The following is a 21,920-nucleotide window of genomic DNA, read 5'->3' on the forward strand; positions in this document are numbered from 1 at the left end:
TCAGCTGGTAGAGCATCGGTCTCCAAAACCGAGGGTCGTGGGTTCGAGTCCCTCCACTCCTGCCATTTCCCCCCTGTCGCCGCCGCATGGGACTTCCCATCTGGAGGGGCAGGAACAAGAGTTTGAAGAGACGCTGAATGGCCAAGGCCAAGACCCCCGGCGGTCGTCGCACGATGGGAACGAAAGTCGCTCCGGCAGGGCAGACGGTCGCGGTTGACGCGCCGGCTCCCAAGAAGCGCGTGTCGATCCCGCAGTTCTTCAGCCAGGTTCGCGCCGAGGGGCGCAAGATCGTGTGGCCGAGCCGCAAGGAAACCTGGATCACCTCGGTGATGGTTTTCATCATGGTGGTCATCGCCTCGATCTTCTTCTGGGTCGTCGACGCAGGCCTGACCATCGCTTCCCAATTCATCCTCGCCATCGGCCAATAAGGAGACGCGCATGACTGATGCAGCGCCCGAAACCAAACCGGCCGCCAATCCGCGGCACAAATGGTACATCATCCACGCCTACTCGAATTTCGAGAAGAAGGTGTCCCAGCACATCCAGGACCAGGCGCGTCAGCAGGGCCTGACCGAGTGTTTCTCGGAAATCCTGGTGCCGACCGAGGAGGTCGTCGAGATCCGTCGCGGTCGCAAGATCAATGCGGAACGCAAATTCTTCCCCGGCTATGTGCTGGCGAAGATGGAGATGACCGACGAGGCCTATCACCTGGTCAAGAACACGCCGAAGGTCACTGGCTTCCTCGGCGCGGCGGGCGGCACCAAGCCCCTGCCGGTGTCCGAGCGTGAGGTCCAGAACATCATCGGCCAGGTGGAGGAGGGCGTCGAACGTCCGAAACCCACCATCCGGTTCGACATCGGCGAGACCGTCAAGGTCATCGACGGGCCCTTCGCCAGCTTCGAGGGCCAGGTCGAAAGCGTCGACGAGGACAACGCCCGCCTGCGCGTGGCCGTGTCCATCTTCGGCCGTCCGACCCCGGTCGATCTGGAGTACAATCAGGTCGAGAAGAACGCGGGCTAGCGTCCTTCCCGGGCCGGACGTCCGGGGGAGACAAGCGACACACCGGCAGCGGGCACATCCGCCACAACCGGGTACATCCGTTACAGACCACACAAATCGCAACGGCGGTCCTCCGGGGCCGCCGTTTGCTATTCCGGCGCGCCCTTGCTACACGCGCGCCTCGCTCCGCAGGGAGCGGTGCGGGTTCGCCCGCATAAATCCGTGGGAGGCAGCCATGCCGGACCACGGCTCACCGGCCCGGACTGAACCCCGGGTCACTCACAGGAGAGACCAATGGCCAAGAAAATTCTGGGCTATATCAAACTGCAGGTGCCGGCGGCTTCCGCCACGCCCTCGCCCCCGATCGGCCCCGCGCTGGGCCAGCGCGGCGTCAACATCATGGGCTTCTGCAAGGAGTTCAACGCGCGCACCGAGAACGTCGGCAAGGGCACGCCCCTGCCGACCGTGATCACCGTCTACCAGGACAAGAGCTTCACCTTCATCACCAAGACGCCGCCGGCGACCTGGTTCCTGAAGGAAGCCACCAAGCTGAAGTCGGGCTCCAAGCTGACCGGCCGCGAAGTGGTCGGCAAGATCACCCGCAGCCAGCTGCGCGAGATCGCCGAAAAGAAGATGAAGGATCTGAACGCCAACGATCTCGATGCCGCGACCAAGATCATCGAAGGTTCGGCCAAGGCCATGGGCCTGAACGTCGTGGAGGGCTGAGCACATGACCAAGCAAACCAAGCGCATCAAGGCCCGCACGGGCGACCGTGAAGCCAGCCTGTCGTTCGCCGAGGCCATCAAGGCCGTCAAGGAGAACGCCACCGCCAAATTCGACGAGTCGATCGAGATCGCCGTCAACCTGGGCGTCGACCCGCGCCACGCTGACCAGCAGGTCCGCGGCGTGGTCAACCTGCCGTCGGGCACGGGCCGTGACGTTCGCGTCGCCGTCTTCGCCAAGGACGCCAAGGCGGCCGAGGCCCTGGCCGCCGGCGCCGACATCGTCGGTGCCGAGGATCTGTACGAGAAGATCAACGGCGGCTTCATGGACTTCGATCGCGTCATCGCGTCGCCGGACATGATGGCCCTGGTCGGTCGTCTGGGTAAGGTGCTGGGCCCGCGCGGCCTGATGCCCAACCCGAAGGTCGGCACGGTGACCCCGAACGTCGCGCAAGCGGTCAAGGACGCCAAGGGCGGTGCGGTCGAGTTCCGCGTCGAGAAGGCCGGCATCGTGCACGGCGGGATCGGCAAGGCCTCGTTCACCCAGGAAGCCCTGGAAGCCAACGTCAAGGCTTACGTGGACGCCCTGTCGCGCGCCCGTCCGTCGGGTGCCAAGGGCACCTATGTGAAGAAGATCAGCCTGTCCTCGACGATGGGCCCCGGCTTCAAGATCGACCCGGCGTCGCTGAACGCCTGATCGACCCTGTCGGTTGAATGATTGCGGCGGCGGGGAGCAATCCCCGCCGCCGTTTTCGTTTGTGACGACTCGTCCGGTCGCGGATGATTGGCGATGATTTCCGCGCGGTCGGCGTGGGCGATGGAACGGATTGAATTGGCCAAACGCAAGACCAGCAAGATCTATCGCCGGGACCGGCGCCACCAGTTCGCGGCCCTGCCATGGCGGACGGGTGCGCGCGGGCTGGAGATCCTGCTGATCACCTCGCGCGAGACGAAGCGCTGGGTCATTCCCAAGGGCTGGCCGATGAAGGATCGGGCCGCCCATCAGGCCGCGGCCCAGGAGGCCTTTGAGGAGGCCGGGGTCCAGGGCGACATCACCAGCGAACCGCTGGGCATGTTCCGCTATGTGAAGCGGCTGAAGGGCGACAAGACCCAGCTGTGCGCCGTCGATGTGTTTCCGCTGCAGGTGACCGAAGCGCTGGACCTGTGGCCCGAGCGCGATGAACGGGTTCGCGAATGGGTGACGCCGGAGGAGGCGTCGCGTCGCGTCGACGAGCCGGAGTTGACCGCCCTGATCGAGGCCTTTGCCTTTCTGCACGTGCGCCCGGCCGACTGAATCGGCGGTACCCCCGGACTATTTCGCGTTCAGGGATTGCCACGCCCCGCGCAACCGTGGAGCGTACCGCCCGTTGTGTGCAGCCGGGGGGACGTGATGCGTTTGGCAGTAATGATGGCGCTGGCGCTGGTTCTCGGACTGAGCACGCCGGCGCTGGCCCAGAACACACCGACGGCCCATCAGCGGGAACTGGCGCAGCGCCTGATCCAGCTGTCGACGGGCGGTAGTCTGGAAAAGCTGGTGGAACAGCAGGCCGGGATGGCGCTGGCCGGGGTCGGGGATCTGCCGACGGCCGAGGCGGCCTGGGTGCGGACCAATATGCCGCGCATGATGATGCGGATGATCGATGCGATGTTGGCCGACATGGTCGATGCCTATGCCGAGGTCTTTTCGGAGGCCGAACTCGAGGCCCAGATTACCTTCTATGAGTCGCCGCTGGGTCCGTCGATCGCCAACAAGTCTCTGGAACTGGGGGTTCGGCAACAGGCTATCCTCGGCGAGCTGCTGCAGGCCTATGTCGAAGAGTTCACCACCAAATACTGCGCCGAGTTCGACTGCACGGCGGCGGCGGCCGGCAAGACCCGTGCCCGATAGCGACCCGCCGCCCATCGGCCGTTGATTTCTCCGCGGTTCCCCTGTAAGAGCGCCGCTTCCCGTCATCGGTCCTGCCGTTGACGGTCCTGTCCGAGAACTTCGGGGCGTGGGGGTCACCCATGCCGTAACTGCCAGAGAGCCCTCTGGTACCGTGGGGAGATGGGGACGCAGACAACACCAGACGCTCCGGTATCCGGACGTCGGGGTTGGAGCATCCTTCGGACAATTCGACCGGCCTCACCGTCTCGCAGCGATGCGCGGCGCTTCGGCCAATCCGTTGTCGGGAATAAGCCCGGCGGCGAATACCAGACTGGAGACCGCAATGGACCGCGCACAAAAAGCCGAGTCGATCGAGACGCTCAAGGGCGTCTTCGCCGATGCGGGCGCCGTGGTCGTGACCCACAACCTGGGTCTGACTGTTGCGAACATGGAAGATCTGCGCGGACGTCTTCGTAAAGAAGGCGGCGCGTTCAAGGTGATCAAGAATCGCCTGGCGCTGAAGGCGCTCGAAGCCGCTGAAGGCAGCGATTACCACGGCCTGTTCAAGGGTCCCGTGGGCATCGCCTATGCCGCCGACGCGGTAACGGCTGCCAAGGTCACCGCTGAATACGCCAAGGCCAACGACAAGTTCGTCGTCCTCGGTGGCTTCATGGGTGACAAGATCCTGGACGCCAAGGGTGTGGAGACTCTCTCCAAACTGCCCTCGCTGGACCAGATCCGCGCTTCGCTGCTCGGCCTGCTCAACGCGCCTGCGACCAAGATCGCCGGCGTCGTGCAAGCGCCCGCCGGTCAGCTGGCCCGGGTGTTCAACGCCTATGCCACGAAGGACGCCGCGTAAGCGGACCGTCCCCTTCCATCTCTGCACACCCTACTCTGAACCCCTATCCTCCGAAGGAACCTACCCATGGCTGACCTGTCCAAGATCGTCGAAGACCTGTCCAAACTGACCGTCCTCGAAGCTGCCGAACTCTCCAAGCTGCTGGAAGAAAAGTGGGGCGTCAGCGCCGCTGCTCCGGTTGCCATGGCCATGCCGGCCGGTGGCGGCGCTGCTCCGGCTGAAGCCGTCGAAGAGCAGACCGAGTTCACCGTTGTGCTCGTCTCGGGCGGCGACAAGAAGATCAACGTGATTAAAGAAGTTCGCGGCGTTCGCTCGGACCTGGGCCTCAAGGAAGCCAAGGACCTGGTCGAAGGCGCTCCGCAGAACGTCCTCGAGAACGTCTCCAAGCAGATCGCTGAAGAGACCAAGAAGAAGCTGGAAGAAGCCGGCGCGACCATCCAGATCAAGTAATCTGGCCCGGTCCTTCGGGACCGGATCGCAAAACTTCAGCGGGCCCGGTGGGAAACCACCGGGCCCGTGTGCGTTTGGACTGGTGACAGTCGCGATGGACTCCATCTGCGCATCTCCCCCGAACGAAGGACGACCCCATGAAAATTCTTATGGTTCTGACCTCACACGACGAACTCGGCGACACCGGCAAGAAGACCGGCTTCTGGCTCGAGGAGTTCGCCGCCCCCTGGTATGCGCTGAAGGATGCGGGGGCCGCGATCGTCGTCGCCTCGCCCAAGGGCGGGCAACCGCCGCTGGATCCCAAGAGTGATGAGCCGGACGCCCAGACCGATGACACCCGCCGTTTCAAGGACGACACGGCCACCCAGGCGGTGCTGGCCAACACCGTGCGTCTGGACAGTGTGTCCGCCGACGGGTTCGACGCCGTCTTCTATCCGGGGGGGCACGGTCCGCTGTGGGACCTCGCTGAAGACAAGACCTCGATCGCGCTGATCGAGGCCTTCGCCGCGGCCGACAAGCCGGTGGCGGCCGTCTGCCATGCGCCGGGCGTGTTCAGGTCGGTGAAGGGCAAGGACGGCCAGTCGCTGGTCAAGGGCCGCAAGGTCACCGGCTTCACCAATACCGAGGAAGAGGCGGTCGGCCTGACCGACGTGGTGCCCTTCCTCGTCGAGGACATGCTGAAGGCCAATGGCGGCACCTATTCCAAGGGGGCCGACTGGAGTTCCTATGTGCTGATCGACGGCAAGCTGGTCACGGGCCAGAATCCGGCCTCGTCGCGTGAGGCGGCCGAGGCCCTGCTGGGTCTTTTGAAAGACTGAATGGGCAGGGGCGGCGGGCAGACAGCCCGCCGCCCGTTCCCTCAACGCCGGCGCGGGGCGTAGATGTCCGCCAGCCGGTCGCGGCTGCCCTCGATCCGGACCAGGCGCGGATAGCGCAGGCCGTCGTGGTAGTCGAAGGCGACGGTGCGGAAGCGGTCACCGGACTTCAGCAGTAGCTCGATCGGGGCGGTACCGCCCTTCGCCGCAGTGACGGCATCGCGCAGGATCGTGGCGTCCGCGGCGGTGCCATTGACCGCCACCAGCTCCCAGCCCTCGCCGATACCGAGGCGGAAGGTCGGGCTGTCCCAGCGGATATTGGCGAGCCGGTTGGCCGTCCCCGACAGGGTAAAGCCCAGGGAATACTGGAAGTCGCGGGCCCAGCCGCTCTGAACCGATTTCTCGACCGGGGTCAGGCTGTCGACCCAGGTCAGCTGCCAGCCGGCGCGGGTGATGCCGTCCAGCGGAGCGCGGGCATCTGGACCGGCCGCATCCAGCCGGTCGCGCAGGAAGCCGGCCCAGTCGTGCGGATAGACGGCGTTCAGGGCGTCGACCAGTTCCTCGAACGTATAGCCGCGCGGGGTGAAGACGCCGTCGTCGACGCCGAAGAAGGCGCGGGCGAAATCGTCCAGGCTCTTGCGGTCGCGGGTGCCCTCGCGGATCAGGGTGTCGGCATCCAGCCAGATCAGGGCGCTCTCGCGATAGTAGTCGCCGGTCGCCCGCATCCACGACGGATACTGACCGGGGACGCGATAGCCGAGCAGGTTGTGGTTGTTGACGTCCTGCAGGGCGCGCCACTGGCGGCCCGGCTGGGCGTCATAGAAACCGGCCACGGTGGCCAGGTTGGCAACCGCGACCTCGCGGGTGGCCAGGCCCGAGCGGGCCGACAGCACATCGCCCCAGTATTCCGTCTGGCCTTCATAGACCCACAGCAGGGTATTCTGGCTGGGGACGTTGTAGTTGGCGGTCAGTTCGTCGGCCGGGCGGCGGAATTTGCCGTTCCATGAGTGGGTGTATTCGTGTGGCAGCAGCGCACGGTCGCCGGCGCTGGCGGCCCAGTTGGTGAAGAAGTCGGGGCTGACCGTGTTTTCCGACGAACGGTGATGCTCAAGGCCGATCCCGCCCAGCTGGCGGGTCATGGCCACGAGGAATTCGTAGTGGTCGAAATGCCGTGCGCCGAACAGGCGGTCGGCCTGGGTGACGAGGTTCTCGTACAGGGCCAGCTGGTCGGCGGTCGGGGCGATGTGTTCGGCCGAGTCGGCGACGATGTTCAGGTGGACGCTGTCACCGGTCGGATCGATGTCGATCCGGCGGAAATGGGCCCCGGCGAACATCGGGCTGTCGACCAGGGTGTACAGGTCGGTCGGGGCGAAGGTGGCCACCCCGTCCTCGAAGCTGTCGGTGGCCAGGGCCGTGCCGTAGTTCCAGCCGTCGGGCAGGCGGATCGAGGCCGCGACCTGGATCTGGTTGGCGAAATAGCCGGCCGGATAGAGGATGGCCTTTTCCCACTCCATATTGACGATGGCCGGCGTCATGACGACGCGCCACTGGCTGCTGTCGGGCTGGGTCAGCCACTGGAAGTCGACGGCGATCTCGGCAACCCCGGCGGGGATGTCCAGATGGAAGGCATAGGGATCGAGGGTGTCACGCCGCCATTCAATCCGCTGTCCGCCGGCGGTAACGGTCAGGCCCGCCACCAGCTGGATCGGACCGGTACCCGCATGGTTGCCGGGCAGGAAGCGCGGGTAGAGCAGGGTCAGGGGGCCCTCGGTGACCGGCACGGTCTGATGCACCCGGATGATGCGGTGCTCGAGGTCGGTGACATCGGCCCGGTACCGGATCACGCCCGGATAGGGGATGTCCCGCGGGGCGGGAATGGCGGGCTGGACCCGGGGCAGGGCCAGGGCGGCGTCGCGGGCGTCCGTCACCCAGGGTGTGCCGGGGCTCTGGGCCAGGGCGGGCAGGGCGGTGCCGGCCAGCAGCAGGGCGAGGGCGGCGGCGGAGAGGCGGGTCTGGGACATGGGATCTCGAACGCGATGGAGGGGCGGGGCGGGGCGATCAGGCGGGCGGCAGGACAGCCAGCAGCTCGACCGTGAACAGCAGGGTGGAGTTGGGCGGGATTTCGCCGCCGCCGACCGAGCGTTCGCCGTATCCCAGGGCGGCCGGAATGACGAATTCGAACCGCTCGCCCTCGCGCATCAGGGCCACGCCCTCGGTCCAGCCCTTGATGACGCGGTTGAGGGGGAATTCGGCGGGCTCGCCGCGGGCCCAGGAGCCGTCGAACTCGCGACCGTCGATGAAGGTCCCGCGATAGTGGACCCGGACGGTGTCGGTTGCGACCGGCTGTCGCCCCTCGGCATGGGCGGCGCTGATGCGGCGGTACTGCAGGCCGGATTCGGTGGTGGTCCAGCCGGGCCGCCCGGCGTTCCAGGCCAGATAGGCGGCATTGCCCGCGTTCCAGTTCGCCTGGCTGGCCTCGCCGACCGGCGGGCGGACTTCGGATGTGGGCGGGGCCATCGGCTGGGGCGCGGTGGCGCAGGCCGCGAGGGTCAGGGCGGCGGCGATCGGGAGGATAGGTTTCATCCGGTGACGCTAGCACCGGTCCGCGTCTTCAGGAATAAGGACCGGGCGGACGCGCGAAATCATGGGTGATCGCCATAAGGCAAGAACTTTCTCCGTCCGGCCTTTATTTCGTCGGAAAAGCGAGTATACGTCCCGGTTCCGCACAACTCAGTATGAGTCCGCGCGTAGCGCCGAGGCCTGGTCCGTTACCCTCCGACCAGTGCGAAGGCGCGCTCCTCCCCAAGGGAGCTTCACATTGCTGGTGCCCTGGTCCCTAGGGATCGAGGGTGGGCACCGAGAAACCGAAGCCGCGACAGCGCACCCGTGCGCCGGCGCGGCTGCTGCTGCATTTGACGCAGGGGTTGCCGTCCACCGGACGGGGCCTCGCGCGGATTGGGAAACAAGAATGGCCAACACCACAGACGGTCTCGCCCTGAGCGGTCAGATCGCCCTCGCCACGTCCTTCACCGGCAAGAAGCGCATCCGTAAATCCTTCGGGCGCATCCCCGAAGCGGTGAAGATGCCGAACCTGATCGAGGTTCAGCGTGCCTCCTATGAGCAGTTCCTGCAGCGCGACGTCCTGACGGGACCGCGCAAGGACCAGGGCATCGAGGCCGTCTTCAAGTCGGTGTTCCCGATCAAGGACTTCAACGAACGCGCCGTTCTGGAGTATGTCTCCTACGAGTTCGAACAGCCGAAATACGACGTCGAGGAGTGCATCCAGCGCGACATGACGTATGCCGCGCCGCTGAAGGTCAAGCTGCGCCTGATCGTGTTCGAGGCCGACGAGGAAACCGGCGCCCGTTCGGTCAAGGACATCAAGGAACAGGACGTCTACATGGGGGATATCCCCCTGATGACGGACAAGGGCACCTTCGTCGTCAACGGCACCGAGCGCGTGATCGTCTCGCAGATGCACCGTTCGCCGGGCGTCTTCTTCGACCACGACAAGGGCAAGACGCACTCCTCGGGCAAGCTGCTGTTCGCCGCCCGCGTGATCCCGTACCGCGGTTCGTGGCTCGACTTCGAGTTCGATGCCAAGGACGTCGTCTATGTCCGTATCGACCGGCGCCGCAAACTGCCGGCCACCACCTTCCTCTATGCCCTGGGCATGGACGGCGAGGAGATCCTGCGCACCTTCTACGAGACCGTGCCCTACGAGAAGCGCGGCGAAGGCTGGGTCACCCCCTACAAGGCCGAGCGCTGGAAAGGCGTGAAGCCCGAGTTTGACCTCGTCGACGCCGACACCGGTGAAGTCGTGGCCCAGGCCGGGATGAAGATCAGCGCCCGCGCCGCCAAAAAGCTGGCCGATGGCGGCCTGAAGTCGCTGTCGCTGGCCGCTGACGCCCTGCTGACCAAATATCTGGCCTCCGACGCCGTCAACTATGAGACCGGTGAGATCTACGTCGAGGCCGGCGACGAGCTGGACGCCGAGTCGATCGCTCTGCTGGAAGAGCGCGGCTTCACCACCATCGACGTGCTGGACATCGACCACGTCACGGTCGGTGCCTACATGCGCAACACCCTGCGCGTGGACAAGAACAGCGCCCGCGAGGATGCCCTGTTCGACGTCTATCGCGTGATGCGTCCGGGCGAGCCGCCGACCCCCGAAGCCGCTGAAGCCATGTTCAACTCGCTGTTCTTCGACAGCGAGCGCTACGACCTGTCGGCCGTCGGCCGGGTCAAGATGAACATGCGCCTTGAGCTGGACGTCTCGGATGAGATCCGCGTCCTGCGCAAGGATGACGTTCTGGAAGTGCTGAAGATCCTGGTCGGCCTGAAGGACGGTCGCGGCGAGATCGACGACATCGACAACCTTGGTAACCGCCGGGTCCGTTCGGTCGGCGAACTGCTGGAGAACCAGTACCGCGTCGGCCTGCTGCGCATGGAGCGCGCCATCAAGGAGCGGATGTCGTCGGTCGACATCGACACCGTGATGCCGCACGATCTGATCAACGCCAAGCCGGCCGCCGCCTCGGTCCGCGAATTCTTCGGCTCCTCGCAGCTGTCGCAGTTCATGGACCAGACCAATCCGCTGTCCGAGATCACCCACAAGCGCCGCCTTTCGGCGCTTGGCCCTGGCGGTCTGACGCGCGAGCGCGCCGGCTTTGAGGTCCGGGACGTGCACCCGACCCACTACGGCCGCATCTGCCCCATCGAGACCCCGGAAGGCCCGAACATCGGCCTGATCAACTCGCTGGCCACCCACGCGCGGGTCAACAAATACGGCTTCATCGAGAGCCCGTACCGGCGCGTGAAGGACGGCAAGGCCACGGACGAGGTCGTCTACATCTCGGCCATGGAAGAGTCGAAATACACGATCGCCCAGGCCAACATTGCCCTGAACAAGGGCGAGATCGTCGAGGACCTGGTCCCCGGCCGGATCAACGGCGAATCCCAGCTGCTGATCAAGGCCGACGTCGATATGATGGACGTGTCGCCGAAACAGGTCGTTTCGGTCGCTGCCGCCCTGATCCCCTTCCTGGAAAACGATGACGCCAACCGGGCCCTGATGGGCGCGAACATGCAGCGTCAGGCCGTGCCCCTGGTCCAGTCCGATGCGCCGCTGGTCGGCACCGGCATGGAATCGGTGGTCGCCGTCGACTCCGGTGCCGTGGTCGTGGCCCGTCGTGACGGTGTCGTCGAACAGATCGACGGTACCCGGATCGTGGTCCGCGCGACCAACGAGCTGGATGCCGGCCGTTCGGGCGTCGACATCTATCGCCTGTCCAAATTCCAGCGGTCCAACCAGTCGACCTGCATCAACCAGCGCCCGATCGTGCGCGTGGGCGATGAGGTCAAGGTCGGTGACGTGATCGCCGACGGCCCGTCGACGGACCTCGGTGAACTGGCCCTGGGGCGTAACGCCCTCGTCGCCTTCATGCCCTGGAACGGCTACAACTTTGAGGACTCGATCCTGATCTCGGAGCGCATCGTGCGCGACGACGTCTTCACCTCGATCCACATCGACGAGTTCGAAGTGATGGCCCGCGACACCAAGCTGGGTCCGGAAGAAATCACCCGCGACATCCCCAACGTCGGCGAGGAAGCCCTGCGCAACCTCGACGAGGCTGGCATCGTGGCCATCGGTGCCGAGGTCCAGCCGGGCGACATCCTGTGCGGCAAGGTCACGCCCAAGGGCGAGAGCCCGATGACCCCGGAAGAGAAGCTGCTGCGCGCCATCTTCGGCGAGAAGGCTTCCGACGTCCGTGACACCAGCCTGCGTCTGCCGCCCGGCGTCGCCGGCACGGTCGTCGACGTGCGTGTGTTCAACCGTCACGGCGTCGACAAGGACGAACGGGCCATCGCCATCGAGCGTTCGGAAATCGAACGCCTGGGCAAGGACCGCGACGACGAGCTCGCGATCCTGGAACGCAACGTCTACGGCCGCCTGCAGCCGCTGGTTCTCGGCAAGAATGCCGTCTCGGGTCCGAAGGGCCTGGGTCGCGGCGTCGTCACCGCCGAGAAGATGGCCGAGCTGTCGCGTGGTCTCTGGTGGCAGATTGCCCTCGACGACGAGAAGGCGATGGGCGAGCTGGAAGCCATGAAGAAGCAGTTCGAGGACGCCCGCAAAGCGCTCGACCGCCGCTTCGAGGACAAGGTCGAGAAGCTCCAGCGTGGCGACGAGCTGCCCCCGGGCGTGATGAAGATGGTCAAGGTCTTCGTGGCCGTGAAGCGCAAGCTTCAGCCCGGCGACAAGATGGCCGGCCGTCACGGCAACAAGGGCGTCATCTCCAAGATCCTGCCGATCGAGGACATGCCGCACCTGGCCGACGGGACCTCGGTCGACGTCGTTCTGAACCCGCTGGGCGTGCCGTCGCGCATGAACATCGGCCAGATCTTCGAAACCCACCTCGGCTGGGCCGCCGCCGGTCTCGGCAAGCAGATCCAGGGTCTTCTGGAGGCCTGGCAACAGGGCGGCCAGAAGCAGGCGCTGATCGACCACCTGTCGAGCATCTACGGCAAGGACACACCGCTGCCGCAGGACGAGGACGATCTGATCGTCCTGGCCCGCAACCTGTCCAAGGGCGTTCCGTTCGCCACCCCGGTCTTCGACGGTGCCCACATCGTCGACATCGAGGACCTGCTGGAGAAGGCAGGCCTGGATCGCTCCGGTCAGTCGATCGTCTATGACGGTCAGACCGGCGAGCAGTTCAAGCGTCCGGTCACGGTCGGCTACATCTACATGCTGAAGCTGCACCACCTGGTCGACGACAAGATCCATGCCCGTTCGATCGGACCGTACTCGCTGGTCACCCAGCAGCCGCTGGGCGGCAAGGCCCAGTTCGGCGGTCAGCGCTTCGGGGAGATGGAGGTGTGGGCTCTCGAGGCCTACGGCGCCGCCTACACCCTGCAGGAGATGCTGACGGTCAAATCCGATGACGTCGCCGGCCGGACCAAGGTCTACGAGGCCATCGTCCGTGGTGATGACAGCTTCGAGGCGGGCATTCCCGAGAGCTTCAACGTGCTCGTCAAGGAAATGCGCTCGCTGGGTCTGAACGTAGAGCTGGAGAACAGCTGATCGACCGAATGATCCCTCTCCGCGCAAGCGGGGAGGGACGGTCTCTCGCTCTTCTCCCTCAATGAATTTTGGCGGGTAACCCCGCAGAAGGAATCAAGATGAACCAGGAAGTCCTGAACATCTTCAACCCGCTCCCGGTCACTCCGACCTTCGACCAGATCAAGATCGCCCTGGCGTCGCCGGAGAAGATCCGGTCGTGGTCGTTCGGTGAGATCAAAAAGCCGGAAACAATCAACTACCGGACGTTCAAGCCCGAGCGTGACGGCCTGTTCTGTGCCCGTATCTTTGGCCCGACCAAGGACTACGAATGCCTGTGCGGCAAGTACAAGCGCATGAAGTACAAGGGCATTATCTGCGAGAAATGCGGCGTTGAGGTCACCCTGGCCCGCGTGCGGCGCGAGCGGATGGGCCATATCGAACTGGCCAGCCCGACCGCCCACATCTGGTTCCTGAAGTCGCTGCCGTCGCGCATCTCGCTGATGCTGGACATGGCCCTGAAGGACGTCGAGCGGGTTCTGTATTTCGAGAACTACATCGTCACCGAGCCGGGCCTGACCCCGCTGAAGCAGGGCCAGCTCCTGACGGAAGACGAGTATTACCGCTACCAGGACGAGTTCGGCGATGACGGCTTCACCGCCGAGATCGGTGCCGAGGCCGTGCGCAACCTGCTGATGGGTATCGACCTCCACGCCGAGGCCGAGCGTCACCGCGGGGAACTGTCCGACAGTCCGTCGGAAATGAAGGCCAAGAAGGCGTCCAAACGCCTGAAACTGATCGAGGCCTTCCTCGACAGCGGCAACAAGCCCGAGTGGATGGTGCTGACGGTCGTTCCGGTCATCCCGCCGGAACTGCGCCCGCTGGTGCCGCTGGACGGTGGCCGTTTCGCCACCTCCGACCTGAACGACCTGTATCGTCGCGTCATCAACCGCAACAACCGCCTGAAGCGCCTGATGGAGCTCCGCGCGCCGGACATCATCATCCGCAATGAAAAGCGGATGCTGCAGGAGTCGGTCGACGCCCTGTTCGACAACGGCCGTCGCGGCCGGGTCATCACCGGTGCCAACAAACGCCCCCTGAAGTCGCTGGCCGACATGCTCAAGGGCAAGCAGGGCCGCTTCCGTCAGAACCTTCTGGGCAAGCGCGTCGACTATTCGGGTCGTTCGGTCATCGTCGTGGGTCCGGACCTCAAGCTGCACGAGTGCGGCCTGCCCAAGAAGATGGCGCTCGAGCTGTTCAAGCCGTTCATCTATGCGCGCCTTGACGCCAAGGGCCTGTCGGGCACCGTCAAACAGTCCAAGCGCATGGTCGAGCGCGAACAGCCCCAGGTGTGGGACATCCTCGAAGAGGTGATCCGCGAACACCCGGTCATGCTGAACCGCGCGCCGACGCTTCACCGTCTGGGCATCCAGGCGTTCGAGCCGAAGCTGATCGAGGGCAAGGCCATCCAGCTGCACCCGCTGGTCTGCGCCGCCTTCAACGCCGACTTCGACGGCGACCAGATGGCCGTTCACGTCCCGCTGAGCCTCGAGGCCCAGCTGGAAGCGCGCGTCCTGATGATGTCGACCAACAACATCCTGTCGCCCGCCAACGGCAAGCCGATCATCGTGCCCTCGCAGGATATCGTGCTGGGTCTCTACTACCTGTCGCTGGTCAAGGACGGTGAGCCGGGTGAAGGCAAGCTGTTCGCCAACATGGGCGAGATCGACGCGGCCCTCGACGCCGGCGTCGTGTCCCTGCACACCAAGATCAAGGCGCGCTGGACCGAACAGGACGCCGAAGGCAAGGTCGTGACCAAGGTCATCGACAGCACGCCGGGCCGGATGAAGCTGGGAGCCTTGCTGCCGCAGAACCCGAACGTCGGCTACCGCCTGCTCGAGAAGAACCTGACCAAGAAGGAAATCGGCAATCTGATCGACGTGGTCTATCGCCACTGTGGTCAGAAGGCGACGGTGATCTTCGCCGACCAGATGATGGGCCTGGGCTTCCGTGAGGCCGCCAAGGCCGGCATTTCGTTCGGCAAGGACGACATCGTCATCCCCGCCAAGAAGATCGAGATCGTCGCCGAGACCCGTACCCTCGTCGAGGAATACGAGCAGCAGTACGCTGACGGCCTGATCACCAAGGGCGAGAAATACAACAAGGTCGTCGACGCCTGGGCCAAGGCCACGGACCGGGTCGCCGACGAGATGATGGCCGAGATCGCGCAGCCGCGCGTGCTGATCAAGGGTCAGGCCCCGGACATCAACTCGGTGTTCATGATGGCCAACTCCGGTGCCCGTGGTTCACAGGCCCAGATGAAGCAGCTGGGCGGCATGCGCGGCCTGATGGCCAAGCCCTCGGGCGAGATCATCGAGACGCCGATCGTGTCGAACTTCAAGGAAGGCCTGACCGTCCTTGAATATTTCAACTCCACCCACGGTGCCCGTAAGGGTCTGGCCGACACCGCGCTGAAGACCGCCAACTCGGGTTATCTGACCCGTCGTCTGGTGGACGTGGCGCAGGATTCGATCGTCACCGAGGAGGACTGCGGTTCGACCCGCGGCATCACCCTGCGCGCCGTCGTCGAGGGCGGTGACGTCCTCGTCTCGCTCGGCCAGCGGGTCCTGGGTCGCTATGCGGCCGAGGACATCAAGGAGCCGGGCGGCGACAAGGTCCTGTTCAAGGCCGACACCTATCTGGAAGAGGAAGAGGTCGACCTGCTCGACTCGGCCGGCGTCCAGTCGGTCAAGGTCCGCTCGGGCCTGACCTGCGAGGCGGAAGCCGGGATCTGCGGCATGTGCTACGGCCGTGACCTGGCCCGCGGCACCAACGTCAACATCGGTGAAGCGGTCGGCGTCATCGCCGCCCAGTCCATCGGCGAGCCCGGCACCCAGCTGACGATGCGGACCTTCCACATCGGCGGTACGGCCCAGGTGGCGGAAACCTCCTTCTACGAGGCGACCAACCCCGGGACCGTCCGGATCACCGGCCCGACCGTCAAGGCGGCGCACGGCGATCTGGTGGCGATGAGCCGCAACGTCGTGATCACCATCGTCGTCGACGGCAAGGATCGCGAAAGCCACAAGGTTCCCTACGGTGCCCGTCTGCGGGTTCTGGAAGGGTCCGAGGCCAAGAAGAACCAGCGTCTGGCCGAGTGGGATCCCTACACCAGCCCGATCCTGACCGAAGTCGGCGGCTCGATCCGGTTCGAGGACCTGGTCGAGGGTCTGTCCGTCAAGGAAGAGACCGACGAGGCCACGGGTATCGCCCAGCGCGTCGTCTCCGACTGGCGGGCCAGCCCGCGTGGTGCGGATCTCCGCCCCGCGCTCGGCGTCATCGCCGGCGAAAGCTACGCCAAGCTGGCCTCGGGTTCCGAGGCTCGCTACCTGCTGCCGGTGGGCGCGGTTCTGTCCGTGAACAACGGTGACCAGGTCAAGCCGGGCGAGGTCATCGCCCGCGTCCCGACCGAGGGTGCCAAGACGCGCGACATCACCGGCGGTCTGCCGCGGGTGGCCGAGCTGTTCGAAGCCCGTCGTCCCAAGGACTGCGCGGTCATCGCCGAGATGGACGGTCGCGTTGAGTTCGGACGCGACTACAAGAACAAGCGCCGCATCAAGATCACGCCGGAGCCGGATGCCGATGGCAACCAGGCCGAGCCCGTCGAGTTCCTGATCCCGAAGGGCAAACACATCTCCGTCCACGACGGCGATCTGATCCAGAAGGGCGACTACATCATCGACGGCAACCCGGACCCGCACGATCTGCTGCGTATCCAGGGGGTCGAGGCGCTGGCGGAATACCTCGTCAACGAAGTGCAGGAAGTCTATCGCCTCCAGGGCGTGCCGATTAACGACAAGCACATCGAGGTCATCGTCCGTCAGATGCTGCAGAAGGTCGAGATTCTCGACTCCGGCGAGACCACCCTGATCCGTGGCGACACGGTCGAGGTTGCCGAAGCCGTGGCCGAGAACCTCAAGGTCGAGAAGCGCAAGGGCCGTCAGGCCATCACCCAGCCGGTCCTGCTGGGCATCACCAAGGCGTCGCTGCAGACCCGCAGCTTCATCTCGGCGGCGTCCTTCCAGGAGACCACCCGCGTCCTCACCGACGCCTCGGTCAACGGCAAGGTCGATACGCTGGAAGGCCTGAAGGAGAACGTCATCGTCGGCCGCCTGATCCCGGCGGGCACCGGTGCCTATCTCCGGGCCCTGCAGAAGATCGCCAACGAGCGCGACGCCAAGCTGACCAAGACCCGCGAAGCCGCGGTCGAGCCGCTCCCCGCCGATCTGGCGCTGGAGCTGGAGAGCAGCGCGAGCTGATCTTCCGGTCACGCCGGAGAATAAAGAGGGCGGCTCCGGTGACGGGGCCGCCCTTTTTCTTTTGGGCGCTGGCGCTCGGCGCGCGGGGCCTCGCTGCCTGAGCGCCGCGGATTCGCCAGCGCAGGCCTTATCGCGGCCCGTCGCGGCGGTTGGTGCGGATGTTCCCGGTCGAATCCGGACGCAGGGACGGGTCCATGTGAGCACCGGCGACCCCCATGCCGAAATTGGAGCCCGGGCCGTCCTGGGGGCCGACGATGCCGATACTGCCTGAGGCGGGGCGGCGCAGACTCTCATAGGCGGCCAGGGCCCGGGCCCCCTCGGCGGCGAAGCGGGCGTCGCGTGCGGCATTGCCGGTGCCGCGGATCGGGACGGCCCCGAGGGCGGCCGCGCCGAAGCGCGCGTCGCAGGCGGCCTGTTCGGCCGGGCTCAACCGCCCGGGGGGCAGGCTGCAGCCGCCCGCGCGCAGGGCCGGGCCGGTGCCCGCGCCCCGGGGCCGGACGCGCCAGCTGTCATCGATCGGCGGTGCACCGGGGGCGGGCAGGGCCAGACGGGGCACAGGCGGGACCGGGCGGGTTTCGTCCTCGTCCGGTTTGCGCGGGGAGGGGGCGACGGTCGCCGCCGCGGTGATCTGTTCCGGGGCCGCGGTGCGCGGGGGCGTCGGCACCCGGACCTGCTCTCCGGCCAGCAGGGGGCGGGGCTCCAGCTGCAGCGGGATGAAGATGCGGGGCGTGGCGACGGGATCGAGACCGCCGACACCCACGGCGGTCAGGGCCAGATAGCCGAGCACCAGACCGTGCAGGGCCAGGGACGCAGCGACCAGGGCCGGCTTGCGCCAGCCTTCACGCCCCGGTTGTCGCAGCCCCGCAAGCCCGTCCATTGATCCCCCGTCCGCTTTCGGTCAATTGAGCGGGCGAGCGTGGCGGTATTGGGGCTGGTTCCCGTTAAGGTAGGGGTGGGGAATGTATCGACTTTCAGGCGTCGCTGTCTCTCTGGCCACACTGATGGTCTGCACCACCCCCGTATGGGCCACCGCCTCGCCGCCGCGATGCCGTCAGGTGGAAACCGCATCGGTCACAATCGCCTGCATAGTCCAGGCCGATGGGGCCCTTGCCGATTGCGCGGTCGTTCGTGAGTCGGCGCCGGGCTGCGGATTCGCCGAACAGGCGATCGCCGGGGCGGCCCGGGCCAGGCTTCGTCTTTCCGAAACCGCGCGCCCCGGCCAGCGGGTCGAGATGACGATGCAGTTTCGCAACCAGTGATCGCCCCTGCTTGACCTGACGACGGTCAAAGCGTAAACGGCGCGGACTTTCGAGGACTGTCGGTTCGCCGCCGGTTCGGGATCGTGACAATTTAGCGGACGGGCTGTGCCCGCCGGAACGCCCGAAGCGCGCGTTCCGGTTTTTTCGTTTGGTCGCGGCCCTTCTCGAAAACCAAACCCCGGGGGGCGTCGTCAGACGGTCTCCAAAAGAAGGCATCCGAGGCGCCCCGGCCGACAGGCACACGCCTCCATCGATTGAAAGAGACGAGTTCTTAATGCCCACGATCAACCAGCTGATCCGCAAGCCGCGCCAACCGAAGCCGGTCCGTAACAAGGTTCCGGCCCTGAAGGGTTGCCCGCAGCGCCGCGGCGTCTGCACCCGCGTCTATACGACGACCCCGAAGAAGCCCAACTCGGCTCTGCGTAAGGTTGCCAAGGTTCGTCTGACCACCGGCATCGAAGCCGTGTGCTACATCCCCGGCGAGGGCCACAATCTGCAGGAGCACTCGGTTGTGCTGATCCGCGGCGGCCGCGTCAAAGACCTTCCCGGCGTGCGTTACCACATCCTGCGCGGCGTGCTCGATACGCAAGGCGTCAAGGACCGCAAGCAGCGTCGCTCGCACTACGGCACCAAGCGCCCGAAATAAGCGACCGCTTCACCCCATTCGCCGGTCCATGCCCTCGGGTTTTGGGCCGGCCGTCCGACACCGATTTAGAAGGCCAACTCCATGTCCCGTCGTCACCGCGCCCAGAAGCGCGAAGTTCTGCCGGATCCCAAGTTCAAGGATCTGATCGTCACCAAATTCATGAATTACGTCATGTACGAGGGCAAGAAGGCCGTCGCCGAGAACATCGTCTACGGTGCTTTCGAGATCCTGGCCGACAAGAAGAAGGAGCAGGAGCCGGTCGTGACCTTCCACACCGCTCTGGACAACGTGGCTCCGGCCGTCGAAGTCCGCTCGCGTCGCGTCGGTGGTGCCACCTATCAGGTTCCGGTCGAGGTTCGCCCCGAGCGTCGCCGCGCCCTGGCCATCCGCTGGCTGGTCAACGCCGCGCGCAAGCGTGGTGAGAACACCATGACCGAGAAGCTGGCCGCCGAGCTGCTGGACGCCTCGAACAACCGCGGTACCGCGGTCAAGAAGCGCGAAGACACCCACAAGATGGCTGAAGCGAACCGCGCCTTCAGCCACTATCGCTGGTAGGTGCCTTCAAAGCGTCACTCGCGACCCCTATCTGAGACTATCCGGCGCGGGCGGTTTGAGCTAAATCGCCCGCGCCTGTTTATCCGCACAGACTGATATTTCCCGAGGGCGCGAAACGCGTCCTGAACTCACTTCAAGGCACGCTTTCATGGCCCGCATTAACAATATCGAGGACTACCGCAACTTCGGCATCATGGCCCACATCGACGCGGGCAAGACGACGACGACCGAGCGGATTCTCTACTACACCGGCAAGTCCCACAAGATTGGCGAAGTCCACGACGGCGCCGCCACCATGGACTGGATGGACCAGGAGCAGGAGCGGGGGATCACGATCACCTCGGCTGCCACGACCGCCTTCTGGAAAGAGAAGCGCCTCAACATCATCGACACCCCCGGCCACGTGGACTTCACCATTGAAGTCGAACGTTCGCTGCGCGTGCTCGACGGTGCCGTGGCCGTGCTGGACGGCAATGCCGGTGTCGAGCCGCAGACCGAAACCGTCTGGCGCCAGGCCGACAAGTACAATGTTCCGCGCATCGTCTTCGTCAACAAGATGGACAAGATCGGTGCCGATTTCGACGCCTCGGTCCAGTCGATCCGTGACCGTCTCGGCGCCAAGGCCGTGCCGATCCAGTTCCCGATCGGGTCTGAGAATTCGCTGTCGGGCCTGGTCGACGTCGTCGCCATGAACTCGGTGATCTGGGACAATGACGCCCTGGGGGCCAACTTCACGGTCGGCCCGATCCCGGCCGATCTGATGGACAAGGCCGTGGCCGCCCGTCAGTACCTGATCGACAACGCCGTCGAGCTCGACGACGAAGCCATGGAGGCCTACCTCGACGGCACCGAGCCGTCGCTGGAAGTGCTGAAAAAGTGCATCCGCAAGGCCGTGCTGACCGGTGCCTTCTATCCGATCCTGTGTGGCTCGGCCTTCAAGAACAAGGGCGTCCAGACCCTGCTCGACGCCGTCGTCGACTACCTGCCGTCGCCGGTCGACATTCCGCCGACGCCGGGCATCGACTTCCGCACCGAAGAGCCGGTCGTGCGTCGCGCCTCGGATGACGAGCCCCTGTCGGTCCTCGCGTTCAAGATCATGGATGACCCCTTCGTCGGTTCGCTGACCTTCTGCCGCATCTATTCCGGCAAGATGGAAACCGGCATGGGCCTGCTGAACTCCAGCCGTGACCGCAAGGAACGCGTCGGCCGCATGCTGCTGATGCACTCCAACGACCGTCAGGACATCAAGGAAGCCTACGCCGGCGACATCGTCGCCCTGGCCGGCCTGAAGGATACCCGCACCGGGGACACCCTGTGCGACCCGACCAAGTCGCCCGTCATCCTCGAGAAGATGGAATTCCCGGCTCCGGTTATCGAGATCTCGGTCGAGCCCAAGACCAAGGCCGACCAGGAGAAGCTGGGCGTCGCCCTGGCCAAGCTGGCCTCGGAAGATCCCTCCTTCACCGTCTCGACCGATCACGAGTCCGGCCAGACCATCCTCAAGGGGATGGGCGAGCTTCACCTCGACATCAAGATCGACATCCTGCGCCGCACCTACAAGGTTGACGCGACCATCGGCCAGCCGCAGGTCGCCTATCGTGAAAGCCTCGGCCGCAAGGTCGACATCGACTACACGCACAAGAAGCAGACCGGTGGTACGGGCCAGTTCGCCCGCGTCATGATCACCTTCGAACCCGGTGAACCCGGTTCGGGCTTCGTGTTCGAAAACTCGATCGTCGGCGGTGCCGTGCCCAAGGAATACATCCCCGGTGTCCAGAAGGGCCTCGAGTCCATCAAGGACGGCGGCCTGCTGGCCGGCTTCCCGCTGATCGACTTCAAGGCGACCCTGACGGACGGCAAATACCACGACGTCGACTCCAGCGTGCTGGCGTTCGAAATCGCGGCCCGCGCCGCCTTCCGCGAACTGAAGGAAAAGGGTGCGCCCAAGCTGCTCGAGCCGATCATGGCCGTTGAGGTCGTGACCCCGGAAGACTACCTGGGTTCGGTGATCGGCGATCTGAACGGTCGTCGTGGCATGATCCAGGGTCAGGACATGCGCGGTAACGCCACCGTCGTGAACGCCTTCGTGCCGCTGGCCAACATGTTCGGCTATGTGAACACGCTGCGCGGCATGTCGCAGGGCCGCGCCCAGTTCACCATGCAATACGACCACTACGAGCCGGTTCCGCAGCACGTCGCCGACGAAGTGATCAAGAAATACGCCTAAACCCCTTAATTCCGGACAGGCCCTGCCTGTCCGGATCCCCTGAAAACCCAAGGTAAGCCCCCTGTTCAGGGGACGGAGAGAAGAGAATGGCCAAGGAAAAGTTCGAACGTAACAAGCCGCATTGCAACATCGGCACGATTG

Annotated in this window: 18 protein-coding genes; 15 read left to right on the forward strand and 3 right to left on the reverse strand. The window is 65.3% G+C overall.

What is annotated here, in order from left to right; translation table 11 throughout:
- Window positions 1-137 precede the first annotated feature (137 nt).
- The 9 genes from secE to PSV00_RS09405 all read left to right on the forward strand — a co-directional run bounded on the left by secE (window position 138) and on the right by PSV00_RS09405 (window position 5,716).
- Window positions 138-428: a preprotein translocase subunit SecE gene (secE, locus tag PSV00_RS09365; RefSeq protein WP_300446392.1), complete on the forward strand. Its 291-nt coding sequence runs from the start codon at window positions 138-140 to the stop codon at window positions 426-428.
- A 10-nt stretch (window positions 429-438) separates the two neighbouring features.
- On the forward strand, window positions 439-1,020 hold the full coding sequence (gene nusG / locus PSV00_RS09370; RefSeq protein ID WP_300446394.1) for a transcription termination/antitermination protein NusG: 582 nt from the start codon (window positions 439-441) through the stop codon (window positions 1,018-1,020).
- Window positions 1,021-1,293: 273 nt separating this feature from the next.
- Entirely contained in the window at window positions 1,294-1,725 is a 432-nt protein-coding gene (rplK, locus tag PSV00_RS09375) for a 50S ribosomal protein L11 (protein ID WP_300446396.1), read from the forward strand.
- A 4-nt stretch (window positions 1,726-1,729) separates the two neighbouring features.
- Entirely contained in the window at window positions 1,730-2,419 is a 690-nt protein-coding gene (rplA, locus tag PSV00_RS09380) for a 50S ribosomal protein L1 (RefSeq protein WP_300446398.1), read from the forward strand.
- Window positions 2,420-2,539: 120 nt separating this feature from the next.
- Window positions 2,540-3,016: an NUDIX hydrolase gene (locus PSV00_RS09385; RefSeq protein ID WP_300446400.1), complete on the forward strand. Its 477-nt coding sequence runs from the start codon at window positions 2,540-2,542 to the stop codon at window positions 3,014-3,016.
- A gap of 96 nt (window positions 3,017-3,112) precedes the next feature.
- Window positions 3,113-3,610: a DUF2059 domain-containing protein gene (locus PSV00_RS09390; RefSeq protein WP_300446402.1), complete on the forward strand. Its 498-nt coding sequence runs from the start codon at window positions 3,113-3,115 to the stop codon at window positions 3,608-3,610.
- A 322-nt stretch (window positions 3,611-3,932) separates the two neighbouring features.
- Window positions 3,933-4,448: a 50S ribosomal protein L10 gene (gene rplJ, locus PSV00_RS09395; protein WP_300446404.1), complete on the forward strand. Its 516-nt coding sequence runs from the start codon at window positions 3,933-3,935 to the stop codon at window positions 4,446-4,448.
- 66 nt (window positions 4,449-4,514) lie between these two features.
- Window positions 4,515-4,898, forward strand: coding sequence for a 50S ribosomal protein L7/L12 (gene rplL / locus PSV00_RS09400; protein ID WP_300446405.1), 384 nt, complete (start codon window positions 4,515-4,517; stop codon window positions 4,896-4,898).
- A 137-nt stretch (window positions 4,899-5,035) separates the two neighbouring features.
- A complete protein-coding gene (locus PSV00_RS09405) occupies window positions 5,036-5,716 on the forward strand; it encodes a type 1 glutamine amidotransferase domain-containing protein (RefSeq protein ID WP_300446408.1) in 681 nt (226 codons plus the stop codon).
- A gap of 41 nt (window positions 5,717-5,757) precedes the next feature.
- Here the strand turns inward: PSV00_RS09405 and PSV00_RS09410 are convergent, their stop codons facing one another.
- Together PSV00_RS09410 and PSV00_RS09415 are read right to left on the reverse strand one after the other, a co-directional pair.
- Window positions 5,758-7,734, reverse strand: a complete 1,977-nt coding sequence (locus tag PSV00_RS09410; RefSeq protein ID WP_300446411.1) for a peptidase M61 — start codon at window positions 7,732-7,734, stop codon at window positions 5,758-5,760.
- A gap of 37 nt (window positions 7,735-7,771) precedes the next feature.
- Window positions 7,772-8,296 carry an FKBP-type peptidyl-prolyl cis-trans isomerase gene (locus PSV00_RS09415; protein ID WP_300446413.1) on the reverse strand — a complete coding sequence of 175 codons (525 nt, stop codon included), beginning with the start codon at window positions 8,294-8,296 and terminating at the stop codon, window positions 7,772-7,774.
- 385 nt (window positions 8,297-8,681) lie between these two features.
- Here PSV00_RS09415 and rpoB point away from each other — a divergent pair, with 385 nt between their 5' ends.
- Window positions 8,682-12,797, forward strand: coding sequence for a DNA-directed RNA polymerase subunit beta (rpoB, locus tag PSV00_RS09420; RefSeq protein WP_300446415.1), 4,116 nt, complete (start codon window positions 8,682-8,684; stop codon window positions 12,795-12,797).
- Between the two features lie 98 nt (window positions 12,798-12,895).
- A complete protein-coding gene (gene rpoC, locus PSV00_RS09425; protein ID WP_300446417.1) occupies window positions 12,896-17,092 on the forward strand; it encodes a DNA-directed RNA polymerase subunit beta' in 4,197 nt (1,398 codons plus the stop codon).
- Between the two features lie 127 nt (window positions 17,093-17,219).
- On the opposite strand, the gene PSV00_RS09430 is transcribed toward rpoC, so the two are convergent.
- Complete coding sequence (locus PSV00_RS09430; protein WP_300446419.1) at window positions 17,220-17,969, reverse strand: hypothetical protein; 750 nt, start codon at window positions 17,967-17,969, stop codon at window positions 17,220-17,222.
- A 124-nt stretch (window positions 17,970-18,093) separates the two neighbouring features.
- On the opposite strand from PSV00_RS09430, the gene PSV00_RS09435 reads away from it, so the two are divergent.
- The 4 genes from PSV00_RS09435 to fusA all read left to right on the forward strand — a co-directional run bounded on the left by PSV00_RS09435 (window position 18,094) and on the right by fusA (window position 21,779).
- Window positions 18,094-18,351 carry a hypothetical protein gene (locus tag PSV00_RS09435; protein WP_300446421.1) on the forward strand — a complete coding sequence of 86 codons (258 nt, stop codon included), beginning with the start codon at window positions 18,094-18,096 and terminating at the stop codon, window positions 18,349-18,351.
- A gap of 274 nt (window positions 18,352-18,625) precedes the next feature.
- The gene (gene rpsL, locus PSV00_RS09440; RefSeq protein WP_300446423.1) at window positions 18,626-18,997 is read left to right on the forward strand and encodes a 30S ribosomal protein S12; all 372 of its coding nucleotides are present in this window, start codon (window positions 18,626-18,628) and stop codon (window positions 18,995-18,997) included.
- 81 nt (window positions 18,998-19,078) lie between these two features.
- Window positions 19,079-19,552 (forward strand): 30S ribosomal protein S7, encoded by a 474-nt coding sequence (rpsG, locus tag PSV00_RS09445; RefSeq protein WP_300446425.1) that lies wholly within the window; start codon window positions 19,079-19,081, stop codon window positions 19,550-19,552.
- A gap of 148 nt (window positions 19,553-19,700) precedes the next feature.
- Window positions 19,701-21,779: an elongation factor G gene (gene fusA / locus PSV00_RS09450; protein ID WP_300446427.1), complete on the forward strand. Its 2,079-nt coding sequence runs from the start codon at window positions 19,701-19,703 to the stop codon at window positions 21,777-21,779.
- The last annotated feature ends 141 nt before the right edge of the window (window positions 21,780-21,920 follow it).

The sequence above is a fragment of the Brevundimonas sp. genome, assembly GCF_029945885.1.
Classification (GTDB): domain Bacteria; phylum Pseudomonadota; class Alphaproteobacteria; order Caulobacterales; family Caulobacteraceae; genus Brevundimonas.